General features: G+C 71.2%; 16 protein-coding genes. 6 read left to right on the plus strand and 10 right to left on the minus strand.

Annotated features, from left to right (window positions below; genetic code table 11):
* Position 1: 1 nt before the first annotated feature.
* Genes ACFV7R_RS05310 through ACFV7R_RS05325 form a run of 4 tightly spaced genes read left to right on the plus strand, consistent with a single transcriptional unit; the run spans position 2 to position 5,459 of the window.
* Positions 2-2,866, plus strand: coding sequence for a glycoside hydrolase family 2 TIM barrel-domain containing protein (locus ACFV7R_RS05310; protein WP_385260107.1), 2,865 nt, complete (start codon positions 2-4; stop codon positions 2,864-2,866).
* Complete coding sequence (locus tag ACFV7R_RS05315; RefSeq protein ID WP_385260109.1) at positions 2,863-3,858, plus strand: ATP-binding cassette domain-containing protein; 996 nt, start codon at positions 2,863-2,865, stop codon at positions 3,856-3,858. Before ACFV7R_RS05310 ends, ACFV7R_RS05315 begins: the two co-directional genes overlap by 4 nt.
* Positions 3,858-4,661, plus strand: a complete 804-nt coding sequence (locus tag ACFV7R_RS05320; RefSeq protein ID WP_385260111.1) for an ABC-2 family transporter protein — start codon at positions 3,858-3,860, stop codon at positions 4,659-4,661. The genes ACFV7R_RS05315 and ACFV7R_RS05320 overlap by 1 nt, the downstream gene beginning before the upstream one ends.
* A 3-nt stretch (positions 4,662-4,664) precedes the next feature.
* Positions 4,665-5,459: an ABC transporter permease gene (locus ACFV7R_RS05325; protein WP_385260113.1), complete on the plus strand. Its 795-nt coding sequence runs from the start codon at positions 4,665-4,667 to the stop codon at positions 5,457-5,459.
* 70 nt (positions 5,460-5,529) lie between these two features.
* On the opposite strand, the gene ACFV7R_RS05330 is transcribed toward ACFV7R_RS05325, so the two are convergent.
* From ACFV7R_RS05330 to ACFV7R_RS05350, 5 genes are all read right to left on the minus strand, one after another.
* Positions 5,530-5,970 carry a hypothetical protein gene (locus ACFV7R_RS05330; RefSeq protein WP_385260116.1) on the minus strand — a complete coding sequence of 147 codons (441 nt, stop codon included), beginning with the start codon at positions 5,968-5,970 and terminating at the stop codon, positions 5,530-5,532.
* Between the two features lie 51 nt (positions 5,971-6,021).
* Positions 6,022-6,492, minus strand: a complete 471-nt coding sequence (locus ACFV7R_RS05335) for an SHOCT domain-containing protein (RefSeq protein WP_385260118.1) — start codon at positions 6,490-6,492, stop codon at positions 6,022-6,024.
* A gap of 170 nt (positions 6,493-6,662) precedes the next feature.
* Entirely contained in the window at positions 6,663-8,024 is a 1,362-nt protein-coding gene (locus tag ACFV7R_RS05340) for a hypothetical protein (protein WP_385260121.1), read from the minus strand.
* Between the two features lie 126 nt (positions 8,025-8,150).
* Positions 8,151-8,279: a hypothetical protein gene (locus ACFV7R_RS05345; protein WP_385260124.1), complete on the minus strand. Its 129-nt coding sequence runs from the start codon at positions 8,277-8,279 to the stop codon at positions 8,151-8,153.
* On the minus strand, positions 8,276-8,407 hold the full coding sequence (locus ACFV7R_RS05350; RefSeq protein WP_385260126.1) for a hypothetical protein: 132 nt from the start codon (positions 8,405-8,407) through the stop codon (positions 8,276-8,278). Before ACFV7R_RS05350 ends, ACFV7R_RS05345 begins: the two co-directional genes overlap by 4 nt.
* 3 nt (positions 8,408-8,410) lie before the next feature.
* Between ACFV7R_RS05350 and ACFV7R_RS05355 the strand changes: the two genes are divergently transcribed.
* Entirely contained in the window at positions 8,411-8,974 is a 564-nt protein-coding gene (locus tag ACFV7R_RS05355) for a potassium channel family protein (protein ID WP_385260128.1), read from the plus strand.
* 40 nt (positions 8,975-9,014) lie between these two features.
* Entirely contained in the window at positions 9,015-10,424 is a 1,410-nt protein-coding gene (locus ACFV7R_RS05360; protein WP_385260131.1) for a DUF2252 domain-containing protein, read from the plus strand.
* A 29-nt stretch (positions 10,425-10,453) separates the two neighbouring features.
* Here the strand turns inward: ACFV7R_RS05360 and ACFV7R_RS05365 are convergent, their stop codons facing one another.
* The 5 genes from ACFV7R_RS05365 to ACFV7R_RS05385 form a co-directional block, all read right to left on the minus strand.
* Positions 10,454-10,651, minus strand: coding sequence for a hypothetical protein (locus ACFV7R_RS05365; RefSeq protein WP_129801708.1), 198 nt, complete (start codon positions 10,649-10,651; stop codon positions 10,454-10,456).
* Between the two features lie 126 nt (positions 10,652-10,777).
* The gene (locus ACFV7R_RS05370; RefSeq protein ID WP_385260135.1) at positions 10,778-11,293 is read right to left on the minus strand and encodes a hypothetical protein; all 516 of its coding nucleotides are present in this window, start codon (positions 11,291-11,293) and stop codon (positions 10,778-10,780) included.
* A gap of 18 nt (positions 11,294-11,311) precedes the next feature.
* Positions 11,312-12,940, minus strand: a complete 1,629-nt coding sequence (locus ACFV7R_RS05375) for an MFS transporter (protein WP_385260137.1) — start codon at positions 12,938-12,940, stop codon at positions 11,312-11,314.
* A gap of 186 nt (positions 12,941-13,126) precedes the next feature.
* Entirely contained in the window at positions 13,127-15,832 is a 2,706-nt protein-coding gene (locus ACFV7R_RS05380; RefSeq protein ID WP_385260139.1) for a LuxR C-terminal-related transcriptional regulator, read from the minus strand.
* A gap of 50 nt (positions 15,833-15,882) precedes the next feature.
* On the minus strand, positions 15,883-16,695 hold the full coding sequence (locus ACFV7R_RS05385; RefSeq protein WP_385260568.1) for a ribonuclease BN: 813 nt from the start codon (positions 16,693-16,695) through the stop codon (positions 15,883-15,885).
* Between the last annotated feature and the right edge of the window lie 275 nt (positions 16,696-16,970).

Consider the following 16,970-nt stretch of genomic DNA (forward strand, 5'->3'; position numbering starts at 1 on the left):
GATGTCCTTCCGCACCACCACCGTCATCGACTACGTCGAGGACGTCGCACCGGGCAGCGGGGCCCTGCCGCCCCGCGCCTGGTACGCGTCCTCCGACGCGGCCTCCCTGTCCCTCAACGGCACCTGGCGCCTGCGCCTGTCGCCGACCGCCGACGCCGAGGACGACTCCTTCGCCGAGCCCGGGTACGACGCCGGGGCCTGGGCGGAGGTCGCCGTCCCCGGCCACTGGGTCCTCCAGGGGCACGGCTCACCCATCTACACCAACCACCTCTACCCGTTCCCGGTCGACCCGCCGCACGTCCCCACCGAGAACCCCACCGGCGACCACCTCCGGGTCTTCGACCTCCCGGACGACTGGCCGTCGGACGGCGACGCCGTCCTGCGCTTCGACGGCGTCGAGTCCTGCGCCCGCGTCTGGCTCAACGGCACGGAGCTCGGCCAGTTCAAGGGCTCCCGCCTGCCGCACGAGTTCGCGGTCGGGCAGCTGTTGAAGCCGGCCGGCAATGTGCTCGCCGTCCGTGTCCACCAGTGGTCGGCGGGCTCGTACCTGGAGGACCAGGACCAGTGGTGGCTGCCGGGCATCTTCCGTGACGTCACCCTGCTGCACCGCCCGGCGGGCAGTGTGCGCGACTTCTTCGTGCACGCCTCCTACGACCACGTCACCGGCGAGGGCACCCTGCGCGTCGACTCCGACGTCGAGGGCCGGGTCACCGTGCCCGCCCTGGACATCGATGTCGCGACCGGCGAGCCGGTGACGGTCGCGGTCGAGCCGTGGAGCGCCGAGACGCCTCGGTTGTACGACGGCCGGCTGGTCACGGAAGGCGAGAGCGTTCCTCTGCGCATCGGCTTCCGTACGGTCGTCCTCGAGGACGGCCTGATCAAGGTCAACGGCAGGGCGATCCTCTTCAAGGGCGTCAACCGCCACGAGTGGCACCCCGAGAAGGGCCGCGCCCTCGACCTGGAGACCATGCGCGAGGACGTGCTGCTGATGAAGCGGCACAACCTCAACGCCGTCCGCACCTCGCACTACCCGCCGCACCCGGCCTTCCTCGACCTGTGCGACGAGTACGGCCTCTGGGTGATCGACGAGTGCGACCTCGAGACGCACGGCTTCACCGAGCAGGCCTGGCGCGACAACCCCGTCGACGACGACCGCTGGACCCCCGCCCTGCTGGACCGCGCGGCCCGCATGGTCGAGCGCGACAAGAACCACCCGTCCGTCGTGTTCTGGTCCCTCGGCAACGAGGCCGGCACCGGGCGCGGGCTGACCGCGATGGCCGAGTGGATCCACGACCGGGACCCCGACCGGCTCGTGCACTACGAGGGCGACATCAACTGTCGTGACACGGACGTGTACTCGCGGATGTACGCCTTCCACGAAGAGGTCGAGAAGATCGGCCGGAAGCTCGACGGCGGCACCCACCGGCGCCGCGAACTCCCCTTCATCCAGTGCGAGTACGGGCACGCCATGGGCAACGGCCCCGGCGGACTCGCCGACTACCAGCGGCTGTACGAGGCGTACGACCGGCTCCAGGGCGGCTTCATCTGGGAGTGGATCGACCACGGCATCAAGCACCCCGAGCTGGGCTACGCCTACGGCGGCGACTTCGGTGAGGAGCTGCACGACGGGAACTTCGTCTGCGACGGGCTGATCTTCCCGGACCGCACACCCTCCCCCGGGCTCGTCGAGTACAAGAAGGTCATCGAGCCGGTCCGTATCGAGGGCGACGGCGCGGACGGCACCGTACGCGTGACCAACAAGTACGACTTCGCCGATCTGTCGGCACTCGCCTTCGAGTGGTCGTACCAGGTGGACGGCGAGACGGTCGAGGCGGGCGCGCTGTCGGTGCCGGTGTTGGCGCCGGGCGAGTCGGCCGAGGTGAAGCTGCCCGAGCCGCCGGCCGACGCGCGGGGCGGTTCGGAGACCCAGTGGACGGTGCGGGCGCTGCTGGCGTCGGACACGGCGTGGGGCCCGAAGGACCACGAGGTCGCATGGGGCCAGTTCCCCGTCTCCGCCCGTCCGTTGCCCACGGTGGCCGCGACCGACCGCCCCACCGCGAGCGAGCAGCAGATCCACCTCGGCCCGGCCGCCTTCGACGCCCGCACCGGCGCGCTGAGGACCATCGGCGGCGTCGAGGTGAGCGCCCTGCGTCTGGATGTGTGGCGGGCGCCCACCGACAACGACGACGGCGCCGAGTGGCAGACCGACACCCGGTACGGGTTGCTGTGGCGCAAGTACGGGCTGCACCGCATGCAACACCGCCTGGATGCCGTGGAGTCGGGCGACGACGCGCTGACGGTACGGACCCGGGTGGCGCCCGCCGCCTGGGAGGTGGGCCTGAGCACGGTGTACCGCTGGACCTCCGACGGCACCCGGCTGCGACTGTCCGTGTCCGTGGCGCCGGAGGGCGACTGGACGGTGCCGCTGCCCCGGCTCGGCATCCGGTTCGCTCTCGCGCAGGCCGACCGGGTGAAGTGGTTCGGCGGCGGTCCCGGCGAGGCCTACCCGGACACCAGGTCCGCGTCGATGCTGGGCAGTTGGCACTCCACCGTCGACGAGCTGCAGACTCCGTACGTCCGCCCGCAGGAGAACGGCGCCCGCGCCGACGTCCGCTGGGTGGAGATCGGCGGCCTGCGCATCGAGGGCGACCCGGAGTTCTGGTTCACCGCCCGACGCTGGACGACCGAACAACTGGACGCCGCCCGCCACCGCACCGACCTCACGCCGGGCGACACGGTGTGGGTCAACCTCGACCACCGCCAGCACGGCATCGGCTCGCAGTCGTGCGGCCCGGGCCCGCTGCCGCAGTACTTCCTGCGGGCGGAGCCCGCGGAGTTCTCCTTCGTCTTCTCGGAGATCAATTGAGTGGCAGTATCGAGGTCCGGGGCCTGACCCGGACCTTCCACACCACCGTGCGGCGTCCCGGCCTGGCCGGGGCGCTGCGCTCCCTCGTCAACCCGGAGCGGGTCGCCAAGCATGCCGTCGTCGACGTCACCTTCGACGTGGCCCCCGGCGAACTGCTCGCCCTGCTCGGCCCGAACGGCGCCGGCAAGTCCACCACGATCAAGATGCTCACCGGCATCCTCACCCCGACGGCCGGTGAGGCCCGGGTCGCGGGCGTCGTGCCGTACCAGGAGCGGGAGCGCAACGCCCGCAACATCGGCGCCGTGTTCGGGCAGCGCACCCAGTTGTGGTGGGACCTGCCGGTGCGGGAGTCGTTCGCGATCCTGCGGGACATCTACGAGGTGCCGAAGGCCGAACACGCCGCGCGCCTGAAGGAGTTCGACGACCTCCTCGACCTGTCCTCCTTCTGGGACACCCGCGTACGTCACCTCTCCCTCGGCCAGCGGGTGCGCTGCGACCTCGCCGCCGCCCTGCTGCACGACCCGCAGGTCGTCTTCCTCGACGAACCGACCATCGGCATGGACGTGGTGGTCAAGGAGCAGGTGCGGGAGTTCCTGCGGCACCAGGTCGAGGAGCGCGGCCGTACGGTCCTGCTCACCACGCACGACATGACGGAGGTCGAGCGGCTCGCCGAGCGCGTGGTCCTGGTCAACCACGGCCGCCTGGTGCTCGACGGCACACTCGACGAGATCCGCCGCAAGTTCGGCTCCACCTGGCAGGTGCGGGCGACGCTTGCCGACGCGCACACCGACGTCGTACCGCTGCCCGGTATCACCCTGGTGCGGCAGGACGGCCCGCGCGTCGTCTTCGGCCCGGACGGTCCCGGCGCACCCACCGTCCACCAGGCGCTGAAGGCCGTCATCGAGCGGTACGAGGTGAGTGACATAGCCATCGACGAGGCGGACCTGGAGGACGTGATGCGGGCGGCGTACGTCCAGGCGGGAGACGCGTGATGGCGATGGCGCACGCCTGGCGCGCCGCTCGGGTCACGCCGCTCGGCGAGCTGCACACCCCTGCGCGCATCACCGGGGCCCTGCTTCGGCTGACGGTGCAGGTGGTGCTGGTGTGGTCGCTGTGGCAGGGCCTGTACGCACAGACCGACAGCACCGCAGGACTCGACCGCGACCAGGCGGTGACGTACGCCGTGATGGCGGTACTCGCCCTGAGATTACGGGAGTTGGACCAGTACGCCGGTCGGGACACCGTGCTGCAGCACATGCACTTCGGCACGATCGTCTACTGGTACCTGCGCCCGCTGCCCCCGCAGCGCTACTACGCGCTGCGGGCGCTGGGCGAGCAGTTGTACGGCCTCGCCTGGGCGCTCATGGGATACGCCGTGTGCCTCGCCGCGGGTGTCGTTGAACCCCCCGAATCCGCGGCCGTGGCAGCCGTGTTCGTACTGAGCATGCTGCTCGGCCAGTGGGTCCTGTACTACGTCATGCTCGTCATCGACCAGCTGTGCTTCTTCACGCTCCGCAACGGCGCCGCGATGCTCATCCTGATCTTCGCGCAGAACCTGCTGGCCGGGGTGTACGCGCCGCTGTGGTTCTTCCCGGACTGGTTCATCACCCTCAGCGGCTTCCTTCCCTTCCAGGCGACGCTGAACGTGCCGCTGTCGCTGTACGTGGGTCGGATCCCCTTGTCCGAGGCGGGCGCCGAACTCGCCGTACAGGCCGCCTGGGTCGTGGCGCTGGCCCTGTTCACCCGACTGCTGTGGCGGCGCGCCGCCCGGCGTGTGATCTCCCAGGGAGGCTGACCGGTGAACGCGGTGCGCATCGTCTGGCGGATCACCCGCCTGAACTTCCGCGCGCAGCTGGAGTACCGCTCCGAGTTCCTGATGATGATCGCGATCGGCGCGGTCTGGCAGGTCTCGGTGATCGTGTTCGCGACCGTGCTGCTCACCCGGTTCACCGGGATGGGCGGCTGGGACAGCTCGGACGTGCTGCTGATCCCGGCGACGCGGATGCTGGCGCACGGCCTGTTCGTGCTGTTCCTGGGCCGGGTGCACGGTCTGGGCCGGCACATCCAGGAGGGCAGGATCGACGTCTACCTCCTGCGCCCCATGCCGGTCCACCGCCAGGTGCAGCTGGAGTTCTTCCCGACCAACGCGATCGGTGACCTGACGGTCGCGGCGGGCCTGATGTGGGGCGCGCTGGCCCGCTCCGACCTGGACTGGACGGCGGGCCGGATCGGCTATCTGATCGCCGCGGTCCTCGGGGGCATGCTCCTGGAGGCGGCCCTGTTCACGGTGGTGGCCTGCGCGTCGCTGCGCTTCCCGGCCGCCGACTACTGGGGCCGCTGGCTGGAGGAACTCCTCGGCACGTTCGGCAGCTACCCGCTCAACGTCCTCCCGAGGGCGGTGGGCGGCCTGTTGACGTACGGTCTCCCCCTCGCCTTCGTCGCGTACTTCCCGGCGGCGGTCCTCACCGGGCACGACACGAGCGTCCCCTACTGGCTGGCGGCGGCGTCACCGCTGCTGGGGCTGGTCGGGTACCTCGGGGCGAGGCTGCTGTGGCGGTGGAGTCTGAGGCACTACGCGGGGGTGAACGGCTAGGGCGGTACGGCCCCCTGGGGCCGGGTCCGTGATCTGTTCCGACGCACGGTCCTCGCCGCCCGAGCCGATGTCACGCGCCGCGCGGCGCGCGCTCGAACGATTCGAAGGACTCCCGCGCCACACACAGGGACCAGATGATGAACCCCGAGATGGCGATCATCACGACGGACCAGACCGGGTAGTACGGCAGGGAGAGGAAGTTGGCGAGGATGACGAGTCCGGCGATGGCCACGCCGGCGACGCGTGCCCACGTCGCCCCCTGGAACAGCCCCAGGCTGACGATGACAGCGAGCGCGCCCAGGGCGAGGTGGATCCAGCCCCATCCGGTGAGGTCGAACTCGAAGATGTAGTTCTGCGTCGAGACGAAGACGTCGTCCTCGACGATCGCCGCGATGCCTCGCATGATGTCGAGCACTCCGGCGATCATGAGCATGACGGCCGCGAAGGCCATCAGGCCGGTGGCCCATGCCTGCTTGGCCGGGTGTGCGCGTGCGGGTTGTGTGGCAGCCATCCTGTTACCTCTTTCGATGTCGTGCTGTCCGGTTGGTGGTCGTCCGGCGGTTCAGCGACCGGAGGCGGGGGTGGTGCGGGTCGGGTGCTCCATGGGGCCCGAGCCGGTCAGGACCAGTTCTTTCGCCCTGCGGAACTCCTCATCCGTGATGTCGCCGCGGGCGCGGATCTCGGACAGTTTGGCGAGTTCGTCGACGCTGCTGGGCCGTCCTGCGCCGCCCTTGGCGGCGTCCCGGATGTAGCTCTCGAACGCCTCCTGTTGCATGCGCGCCTGCGCGATCTCCCGGCGGCCCATGTTCTTGCCGCGGGCGATCACATAGACGAACACGCCCAGGAAGGGCAGGACGACGACCAGCACCAGCCAGCCGGCCTTGGCCCAGCCACTCAGGGAGTCGTCACGGAAGATGTCGACGACGATCCGGAAGAGCAGGACGAACCACATGATCCACAGGAAGAACCACAGCAGGGTCCAGAAAGCGCTCAACAGCGGAAAGTCGTACGCGAGGTACGTCTGCGCGCTCATGGTCTCGTCTCCGTCCCGGGCGTGCGTCCGGTAGGCGGTGGGTGCCGTTTCTCAGCGTGCCCACGGCAAGGCCCGTGCGCCTCACCCGAGGCGGGTGAGCGTGCCCGCCGACGGTCGGCGGCGGGCGTACCGTGCGGCCTGATCACCGTTCGACATCTGTCGGCCATGGCTCACGGGGCCCGTCGCCCCGGCTCCCCCGCGGCGGTCGCGGCCGGCTCCGGTCCCGCTGCGGCGGCGAGCACCGCCACGACGGCCAGCACGACCAGGACCAGGCCGAGGACGAGCGCCACCGCGCCGACCGTGGGGTGGTTCCAGAGCACGAGTGCCACGGCGCCCGCCCCGATGACGACTCCGGTGATCCACGACCGGTGGGCGTCCAGCCACCGTCCGGTCGAGCCGGTGTGCACCCCGACGCGGTGCAGTCCCCGCCCGGTGGCCGTGGTGCCCCGCTGGGCGAGCGTCCGTACGCCGCGGGCCGCGCGTCCGGGACCGAACAGGTAAGCGGCCAGTGCTGTGATGACGGCCACGACGAGGAGGGTGCGGGTGCTGTCGCGCAGGAAGCGCACGAACGTATCGAAAATCACCGCAGCGGCGTCGGGGGGCAGGGCCGACGGTGGGACGGCGTCGAGGTAGACCCGTCGTACGACGGCCAGCGCAACAAGCAGCACCACCATCATCACACCGACGCCGACGGCCGCGATCAGGAGCATCACCCGGTGTGCCGGAGCGGTCCACACGGCGAGGGCGGCGAGCAGGACGGTCAGCACGGGCAGCCAGGTGCCCATGATGTCCAGCAACCGCATCGCGTCCTGTGCCTTGCCCAGTTTCTCCGTCTCGAACAGCGTGATCGTCCGGTCGGTGTCCGGGATGGCGGAGGCCTTGTCGAATCCCGCGTCGACGAGGCGCTGGCGCACCTCGTCGACGACCGCTCCGAGGTTCAGCTGGACGGCGTCGCCTTCGGCGCGCAGGGCACCCTCACGCTCTCCGGTGAGCATGTTCACCACCGCGGCGTGGGCACGCCGGTTGGCGCCCTCCCATGCCTGCTCGAAGGTGTCGCTGGTGACCACTCGGCGGATGACGCGGTCGGCCACGGACCTGACCGCGGAGCGCAGCGGGCCGTCGAGCGCCTCGGCTCCCTGCACCACGCGCGGTGGCGCTCCGGCGTCCGCGAGCGCCTTGGCGAGCGCGTCCGTCACCGCCTCGACGCCCACGTTGTCCACCACGCGGTCGGTCAGCCGGTCGATCAGGGCCTCCTGAACCGCCGGATCCGCTGCCAGCGGCGCGACGGTCTGCACGTACCGGTCGGTGTCGGAGACCTCGTCGTCCACCCAGGCAGCGACCACGGCCGCGGGGGCGAGCAGGAGGGCCAGCAGCAGGAGGACGGAGGCGCCCACCTGTTTTGCCCACCGGTGGCGTGTCTTCGCTGCTCGGCGCAGACGCTCGTACTCCGCGTGTTCGGCGGCCGTCAGAACTCGGCCCGTTTCCGGGGTTCCGCCGGAGGGGGAGGACCCGGAGGCGTTGTTCGGGACCATGGCTGCTCCTTGGTCGTGCCTGCTGCCCCGGCAGGTGCCGGCACGTTGCCACCAGGTGACGGAGGGGGTGGCCACCACCCCGGCCGGCCCGGCCCGGAGCCGCCTGACCACGCACCGAGCGGGATGTCACACAGTCGCGGTGGTTCCGCGCGGTGCCGGGGTGCGCGACCTGCGGAGTGCGGCTCGCCGGGCGGGGGCGGCCGCCGTCTCGAACAGGCCGGGCAGCCGGGTCGGCGGGCGCGCCGAAGACGTCATCGCGCCAGCGTCCCGCGCGCCGTCAGCCGCGTGGTCACCCACAGCGGGTGATCCGTCGGCGGCACCTGGGCGATGAGGTGGGAGCGGACGCGTTCACCGGTGTCCGGCAGACCGAACGAAGAGGGCACGAGATGAGCGATCCCCCGGCTGTCCGGGCGGAGGACACCCGGCCCGGCCAGGGCCCCGGTCGGCGGGCGGCGGCCGTGGCCGTCGCCCGCGCCATGTTCATTGCGGCGGGCCTCGTCACCGCGTACTACCTGCTGCCTCTGGAACGGAGCGACACGATCGGTGCGGCGGCCGTGCTCGCGTGCGGCCTGTTCGTGGTCGCCCTGGTCTTCTCGTGGGAGGTGTGGGCCATTGTGCGCTCGCCCCATCCCCGTCTGAAGGCCGTCGAAGCCCTGGCCGCCACGCTGACGCTGTATCTGGTGCTGTTCGCCGACGTCTACTACCTGCTGGAGCGTTACCTCCCGGGTTCCTTCAGCGAACCGCTGACCAGGACGGACGCCCTGTACTTCACGCTCACCACGTTCACCACTGTCGGCTACGGCGACATCACCGCCCGCTCTCAGACCGGGCGGGTGGCGACGATGGTGCAGATGGCGGGCGGTCTGCTGCTCGTGGGCGTCGCCGTACGGGTGCTCGCGGGCGCGGTACGGGCGGGGCTGCGGCGGCAGGGCCGGGAGCCGCCGGAGTAGGACTCCCCGGCAAGAGGACGGCGGCCCAGGAGGTTGAGCCATGACCATACCGAGCGCGTTCACGGCCTCTCTGACACCGGCCGAGAGAGCGGCGTACGGCAGGAACGCGCGCAAACGCGCCTCGCGTTCCTGCCACGGCTGGTTCGAGGCAGGACAGGAACGGCCCGACCCCGTCGAGGTGCTGGAGCGGCAATCGGCCACGCGGCTACCGGAATTGGTTCCGATCCGCTACGGCCGGATGCTCGAGTCCCCCTTCCGCTTCTACCGGGGTGCGGCGGCGGTCATGGCCACGGACCTGGGGCCCGTCCCGAACACCGGCCTGACGGTGCAGCTCTGCGGCGATGCCCACCTGCTGAACTTCCGGCTGCTGGCCTCGCCGGAGCGTCATCTGGTCTTCGACATCAACGACTTCGACGAGACGCTGGCCGGGCCGTTCGAATGGGACGTCAAACGGCTGGCGGCAAGCTTCGCGATCGCGGGCCGTGCCAACGGTTTCCCGGTCAAGGAACAGGACAGAGCGGTGGAGGCATGCGTGCGGGCGTACCGGCGGCGGATGCGGGAGTTCGCCGGCATGCGCACCCTGGACATCTGGTACGCGCAGGACGACGCCGACCACCTACGGGATCTGCTGGCCGCGTCGATGACCAGGGAGGCCAGGAGCCGTACCGCCGAGGCGATGGCGCGCGCCCGTACCCGTACCCACCTGCAGGCCTTCGCGAAACTCACCCGGGCCACGGCCGAGGGCCGCCGGATCGCACCGGACCCTCCACTGATCACCCCGCTGCGGGACATGATGACCGACCCGTCCGAGCAAGCGCAGGAGAAGCTGCTGCACCGCGTTCTGGAGGGATACGCCCGGACCCTGTCGTCCGAGCGCCGGCACCTGTTGCACCACTACCGTCTGGTGGACATGGCCCGCAAAGTGGTGGGCGTCGGCAGTGTCGGTACCCGCTGCTGGATCCTGCTCCTGCTCGGCAGGGACGACGACGACCCCCTTGTACTGCAGGCCAAGGAGGCGCAGGAGTCGGTGCTCGCCGCCCACACCGGCGGCGAGCACTACGACAACCAGGGCCGCCGGGTGGTGGCCGGTCAGCGGCTGATCCAGACGGCCGGCGACATCTTCCTGGGCTGGACGCACGCCGAGGGCCTCGACGGGCGCGGACGCGACTTCTACGTACGCCAGCTGCGGGACTGGAAGGGCATCGCGCGGCCGGACACCATGAGCCCTGCCCTGCTGTGCCTGTTCGCGCGGCTGTGCGGAGCCTGTCTGGCGCGGGCCCACGCCCGCTCCGGCGACCCCGTCGCCATCGCCGCCTACCTGGGCGCCGGCGACCGCTTCGACCGGGCTCTCGCCGGGTTCGCGCAAGGCTACGCCGACCAGAACGAGCGGGACTTCGAGGCGCTGGGCGCCGCCACCCGCTCAGGAAGGATCAGTGCGGAACGCCTGTGACATGCCGATGCGGCCGCCGTGCGGAGGGATCACTCCGGCACCTGGCGCATCTCCACGATCCGCAACCCCAGCGACTGGCAGCGGGCCAGCAGCCCGTACAGGTGCGCCTCGTCGACGACAGGCCCGTACAGGATGGTCTGACCGGACATCACCACGTGGTCCAGCTCCGGGAATACTTTGGCCAGCACCTCCGACATGTTTCCGTCGATGCGGATCTCATAACGCATGAGCTGCTCTCCCCGGACCGCCAAGGGCAGCCGGACGGCGCCCTTGACTGCGATCGTGCGCCTCGATACGCCTCCCGCCCTCACCCGGTACAGGTGATCCGGCGCCGCCGACGCGGACGACCTCTGTCAGTGCAGGATGAGCTTGAACAGGATGATCAGCAGACCCAGCAGCAGGTTCACCAGTGCGGTGACGGCCGTCAGACGCCAGGACGTGCCGGCACGCCGTGCCGCGGCCATCGACCAGCCCACCTGCCCGGCCACGGCCACGGCGAGCGCCAGCCAGAGAGCACCGGGCACGTCCAGGCCGAGCAGCGGACTCACGGCCACGGCGACGGCCGGCGGGATCGCCGCCTTCACGATGGTCCACTCGTCCCGGAACACGTGCAGCACGGCCCGGCGGTCCAGGGTCTGCTGCGCCAGGCGCGCCCCGAACAACTGGGCGTGCACATGCGCGCCCCAGAACACCCCGCCGGTGAGCAACAGCAGCAGCACCAGCTGCACACGTGGAAACGAGCCCAGGTGACCGGCGCCCACGATCACGGAAGCGGCGAGCATGGAGCCGTAGACGCCACCGGTGTAGTCGGCGTGGGCGCGGCGTTCGATTCTGCGCTCCCTGGGCGTGCTCTGCTCTGTCTGGTGCATCGCGGCCTCCCTGCGGACTCAGCGCGTCGAGTCCGGCACCTCGGTCGGGGCACCGGTGCCGGGGGTCTGCGTCCCGTTTCCCCGCCCGGCCGGCAGACGCGGGGTGACCAGGAAACTGGCGAGAGTGATCCCACCGGTGGCGAGGATCGCCGCCTTCAGCCCGTCCAGCTGCGCGGACGCATAGGAGTGCGCGACGGCATCGACCTCGGCAGGTGGCAGCCCGGCGCGTTCGGCCGCCGAGCGCACCTGCTCGGTGGGGACGAAGCTGATCCCGGCTTCGAGGGCCACGCCCGTCTGCCGACGGGCTTCCTCCGACAGCCGTGGGTCGTCCTCCACGTGCGTGGTGAAGGCGTGGGCCAGGGCGCCGATGAGCAGCGACCCGATGAGTGCGGTGCCCAGCGCGGAGCCCAGGTTCTGAGCGGTGAACTGCAGCCCACCTGCCTCGCTGCGCTCCTCCTCGCCCACGCTGGACTGGACGACGTTGCCCAGCTGCGAGGCCAGCAGGCCCATGCCGACCCCCAGCAGGGCCATGGCCGCGGCGAACTGCGCGTCGTCGATGACCGGGTCGATGGTGGCCAGCAGCCATACAACGGCTGCCGCCAGGGTGCCCAGGGCCAGACGGACCACCCGGCGCGGTCCCGCCACCCGCCCCAGCCGGGAGCCGACTGTGGAGGCGACCAGCATGGTGGCGGACACCGGGAGCAGTCGCAGACCGGTCTGGAAGGCGTCGAAGCCCTGCACCACCTGCAAGTACAGCGGGATGGTGAAGAACAGCCCCAGCAGGATGAGGTTCTGGCTGAGCAACGACAGCAGTCCGGAGCGCAGCACGGGTTGACGCAGCAGGGACAGGTGCACCAGGGGATCGGTGCCGTGGGCCTCCCGCCGCCGCTCCCAGTGCGCGAAGCCGGCCAGTACGGCCACTGAGGCACCGATGAGGAACAGCGTCGGGGCGAAGCCCAGGACGGTGAAGGGCGGGTTGCGGGGCCGCACCCAGCCCCAGGTGCCGCTCTGCAGCACCCCGAGCACGCCCAGCCCCAGACCGGCAGCCGAGAGGGCGGCGCCGACACCGTCCAGCCGGGGGCGCCGACCGGTCCGGGGGGACACCGCGATCACACGGTGGAAGCACAGAACGGCCACGACGATCACCACCTCACCGGCAAAAACCAGCCGCCACGTGAGGTACGTCGTCACCCAGCCGCCCAGCAACGGGCCGACCGCGATCCCCGCACCGGCCAGTCCCCCGATGACGCCGTAGGCGACGGCCCGGTCCCGCCCCGGGTAGTTCTCGGCGACGAGAGCCGCCATGGCCGGCAGCACCATCGCGGCCCCGAGCCCCTCGATGACCGACCAGCCCAGCGCCAGGACCCACAAGGTGGGGGCCATGGCGGTCAGGGCCGACCCGGTGGCGTAGACGACGAGCCCCAGGAAGAACATGCGCCGCCGTCCGAGGATGTCCCCGAGCCTGCCGCCCACGATCATGAACGCCGCCATGACCAGCGCGTACAGCGTGATGACGGCCTGGATGGCGGTGACCTCGGTGTCGAAGTCGTCGACCAGTTGGCTGATGGAGACGTTCATGACGGCCGTGTCCAGGACCATCAAGAACTGGGCGGTACCCAGGGCGATGAGCGCCCGCCAGTGTGTCACGGTGTCCACCTCGCCGAGTCGGCCCGGGCCACGGCACGGGCATCCCGGGCGGCGCCGGGCAGGCCCGCCGCCGCTCCCATCGCACCCGAAACGCCCACCTGGCACCTCACCCGCCGTGGGGGAGAGCGCCGCAACCGCATGGATCCGCCCCGGCTCAGGGTCGGCGCGCGGTCATCAGCGAGTGGGTCACAGCAGCCCCAGCTCCCGTGCCCGCCGCACCGCGTCGTGGCGCCGATTCACCGCCAGCTTTCGGTAGACGCTCTTGAGGTGGGTCTTCACCGTGTTCACCGACACATACAGATCGGCGGCGATGTCCTCGGTCGACATCATCTGGGCGAGCCGCTGCAGCACTTCGCGCTCACGTCCGCTCAGCGGCTCCACCAGCAGGGGCGCCGGCTCGGCCGCGGGACGGAGCGGCCCGCCTCGTGCCGCGGGGCCCGGCGTGAGCCAGCCGGCAGCCAGTTGCTGCAGCGGTGCCGAGACCAGGAAGGGCCCGAGCCACGGTCCGGCTTCCAGGAAGGGACGGCGCAGCCTCTCGCGCCGGGCTTCCTGGAGCGCCTCGGCCAGCAGCCTGCGGGCGGTGGCGACGTCTCCCGCCGTGTTCGCGGCCTGCGCCCGGACCAGCGTGGCACGGACGCGCACCGCCGGGCCGACGCGCCCCTCGGCGGCGATGCCGTCGAGTGCGTGGACGGCCTCCAGCCGATCGCCTGCCGCGAGATGCGCCCGTGCCGCGCCCACAGCACACGCCGGCTGCCCTCCGGCCACCTGCCGCAGCACCTCGGCGGCCGCGTCCGGGCGGCCTTCGGCCAGGTGGGCGGCCGAGGCGACCAGGGCGGCGTGGCCTTCCGCCCAGGGCGAGGCGACGTCGGCCGACACGGCCGGATCCGCGGCCGCCAGCGCGGCGCGCGCCTTGCCCCGGGCCAGGAGCAGCCGGGCCGTCGCGATGGACCGGCCCGCAGCCGTCACCGGGTCCCGCGTCACCGCGTCGGGCGTCTGGTCGAGGAGTGCCTGCGCCCGGCCCAGTTCGTCCCGGTCGACGGCCACCGCGGCCAGGACCAGCCGTCCGAGCCCGGAGCCGCACGGCTGGGGCAGGCTGAACCGTTCTGCCTCGCTCGTCGCCGCACAGGCGTTGCGCTCCGCCCTGCTCGGCCACCCGTCGAGGTAGTCGATCAGCGCCAGGTGCCCCAGGGACTCTTCCCGGGCAATCGCCGTGGAGGCACCGCCGGGGCTGCCGGCCACCGCGGTGAGGGCGGCTCGCGCCTCGTCGAAGCGCCCGGCCCACAGCTGCGTGGAGGCCAGATGGGTCAGCAGCAGAGCGGGAAGTTCCGGGTGCTGGTCCAGCAGAGGGGCGGGGACTTCCCGCTGCAGTTCCCGGGCCGCTGCCGCGGCCTGCTCCGCCCGGCGAGGGGATCCGGCCAGCCGGGCCGCCAGGACCTCGAGCAGGGCGCAGCTCAGCCGGGCCGCCGCGGGCCCGGAAGCGTCCAGCTGCTGCTCGGCATGGTGGAGGTGGGCCAGACCGCGCTCGAGGTCGTGCCGGGACAGCTCGCGAGCCGCGCGGAGCAGGTCCGTCGCGGGGCTCGTCGCCTCGGGTCCCATGCCGGCGAGCAGGTCGGCCAGGTCGTCGGAGCAGAGGCGGGTGAGCAGCTGCCCGATCGCCAGGTCGTCGACCAGGGCACGGGCGGTGAACTCCCAGTCTCCCGCGGCGGCGCCGTGGGTCAGCATCTCCGGCAGCCACCCGGACCGCCGCAGCCACTGCGCGGCCCGTCGGTGCAGTTCCGGCTCCAGGCCGGGACAGCGCTCCCGCAGATGGGCCCGGAGTATTTCCCGGAACAATGGATGGAGGCGGTACCAGGCGTGTCCGAGGTCCTCGACGAACGCGTTCTCGCGGTGCAGGCCTGCGAGGACGGTCTCGGCATCGGTCCGCTCGGTCAGCGCGTTCGCCAGGTCGGCGCAGAAGCGGTCCAGGACACTGACGCGCAGCAGGAGGTCCTGGGTGTGCGGCGTCTGCCGCTTGAGCACCTCGGCCAGCAGGAAGTCGGCGACCGTGCTGTGGCCCGCCTCGAACTCCTTCAGATAGACCTCCGGGTCCGGGCTCTCCTGCGCGGCCAGGGCGCACAGCCGAAGGCCGGCCGCCCAGCCCCGGGTGCGGTCCACCAGAGCACGCGCCGCCGGCACGGAGAGGTGCAGTCCATGGAGCTCCAGCAGCGCGACCGTCTCCTGAGGGGTGAAGGCCAGCTCGGCGTTCCTTATCTCGGTCATCGTGCCGGCCGCCCGGTACCGGTGCAGCGGCAACAGCGGCTCGGTGCGGGTGACGAGGACCAGGCGCAGTGCCGGCCCGGCGTGGTGCAGGACGAACTCCAGCTGTTCCGCGATCTCCGGGGCGATCACTTGGTCGTACTCGTCGAGCACCACGATCACGATCCGGTCGCTGCCACTGAGCTGCGCGGCGAGCCGGGTGAGGAACGTGTGGTTCACCCCGCTCGCGCCGACGGGGAAGCCGATCTCGCCGGGCACCGTCACACCGCCGGCGCGCAGGGCCTGGAGCAGATGGGCCCAGAACATCACCGGGTCCTGGACCGCCGCGTCGAGGGTGAGCCAGGCGACCGGCCGCCCAAGGCCCGCGGCCCAGTCGGCGACCAGCAGGGTCTTGCCCGCACCGGCGGCACCGTTGACCATCGTCAGGGGTGTCAGCAGGGCCTGATCGAGGTGCTCGGCCAGCCGTTCGCGCCGCAGGAACGTGACGGGTCTCGCCGGCACGGCGAACCGTGTCCGCAGAAACGGGTCTCCCAGCGGATCGACGTACGGGACGGCAGGTCCGTGCGGGGTTTCGCCGCTCACTGCCACGACGTTCACCACCCCTGTCTGCGGGGGACTGCTCTCTCCCACCAGCATCACAGTCTTCCCCCGTACAAGCGCGCCGCACAGGGCCCAGGGCCCCTGCCTCAGTCGTCCCGCCGGGAAGCTCGGCCGCTCGTGGGAGCCGGTCGTGAGCGGTGTTCGAGGTACCGACGGCCGACGACCGCTCCGAGGTGGATGACCACGCCCACCGCTACCAGCCAGGACAGGATGATCATGACGACGCCGATGGGGCCGTACTTCTGCTCGTTGGCCACGATCGCCGTGGAGAAGTAGAAGGCGGAGAAAAACCCGAGGCCCACCCAGCAGACACCGGTGGCGAGGGCCGACGGGAAAAGGGTGCGCCACCGGACGGCTCCCACCAGGAGCACATACATGCTCCACCACCAGAAGAACGTCGCCACAACCAGGCCGCACAGGCTCTGGAGCAGCGGCCCGCCGAGGGCTCTGCCGATCGCTGCCTGCGCCGCAGCGTACGCGAGCAGTGTCGCGAGCCAGTAGAGCCGTGCTGCGATGTCCCGCCATCCCCGGACCGGGACGCTGAAAACCATCTGGTACCAGCTCTGCAGGACGCCGGCGACCGCGACGGCCCCGAGAACCAGCAGGAATGCGCTCGGTACCGTGAGGGTGGCCGGACCATGGCCGGGCACGAAGAGGGACGCCACGGCCTGGGCCGCCTGCTTGTTCAGTCCCAGCCAGTTGGCGACCACTGCAGCGGCGTCACGGCCGGCCGCGGCAGTGACGACGATGAGGAAGGGGAAGAAGCACAGCAGGGCGAGGGCGGCCAGTTGGAACGAGTGACCGAAGAAGTCGACCGCGGTGAGCTGACTCCACAGCCTGCCTGCCTCGCCGGTTCTCAGGCGTTGGGCCGCCGCCCAGCGCCTCGGATCCAGGGGCATCCGCTGCACGGGCTTGCTCCCGCGCCGCCCGCGCGGGCCGGGGGACGTCCCGCGGCCTGCCATGGAATCAAGTCAACCTGCTTCCCGGTGCGTCCGCACCAGGCCGACAGGTACTTGGGTGAACGGATGGCGTCGGCTGGGCGCCGGGTCGTCCGCCGGCGAGCGGAAAACAGTGTGATGACAAGAATCACACTGTCTTGAGTAGTCACTGTGCTTGGCGGAGTATCTGGCAAGGCCACACCACGACGGTGAAGAACCGTCGGTGGATGACCGCT

Source organism: Streptomyces sp. NPDC059866, from assembly GCF_042731325.1.
In the GTDB taxonomy this organism is placed as follows: domain Bacteria; phylum Actinomycetota; class Actinomycetes; order Streptomycetales; family Streptomycetaceae; genus Streptomyces; species Streptomyces flavusporus.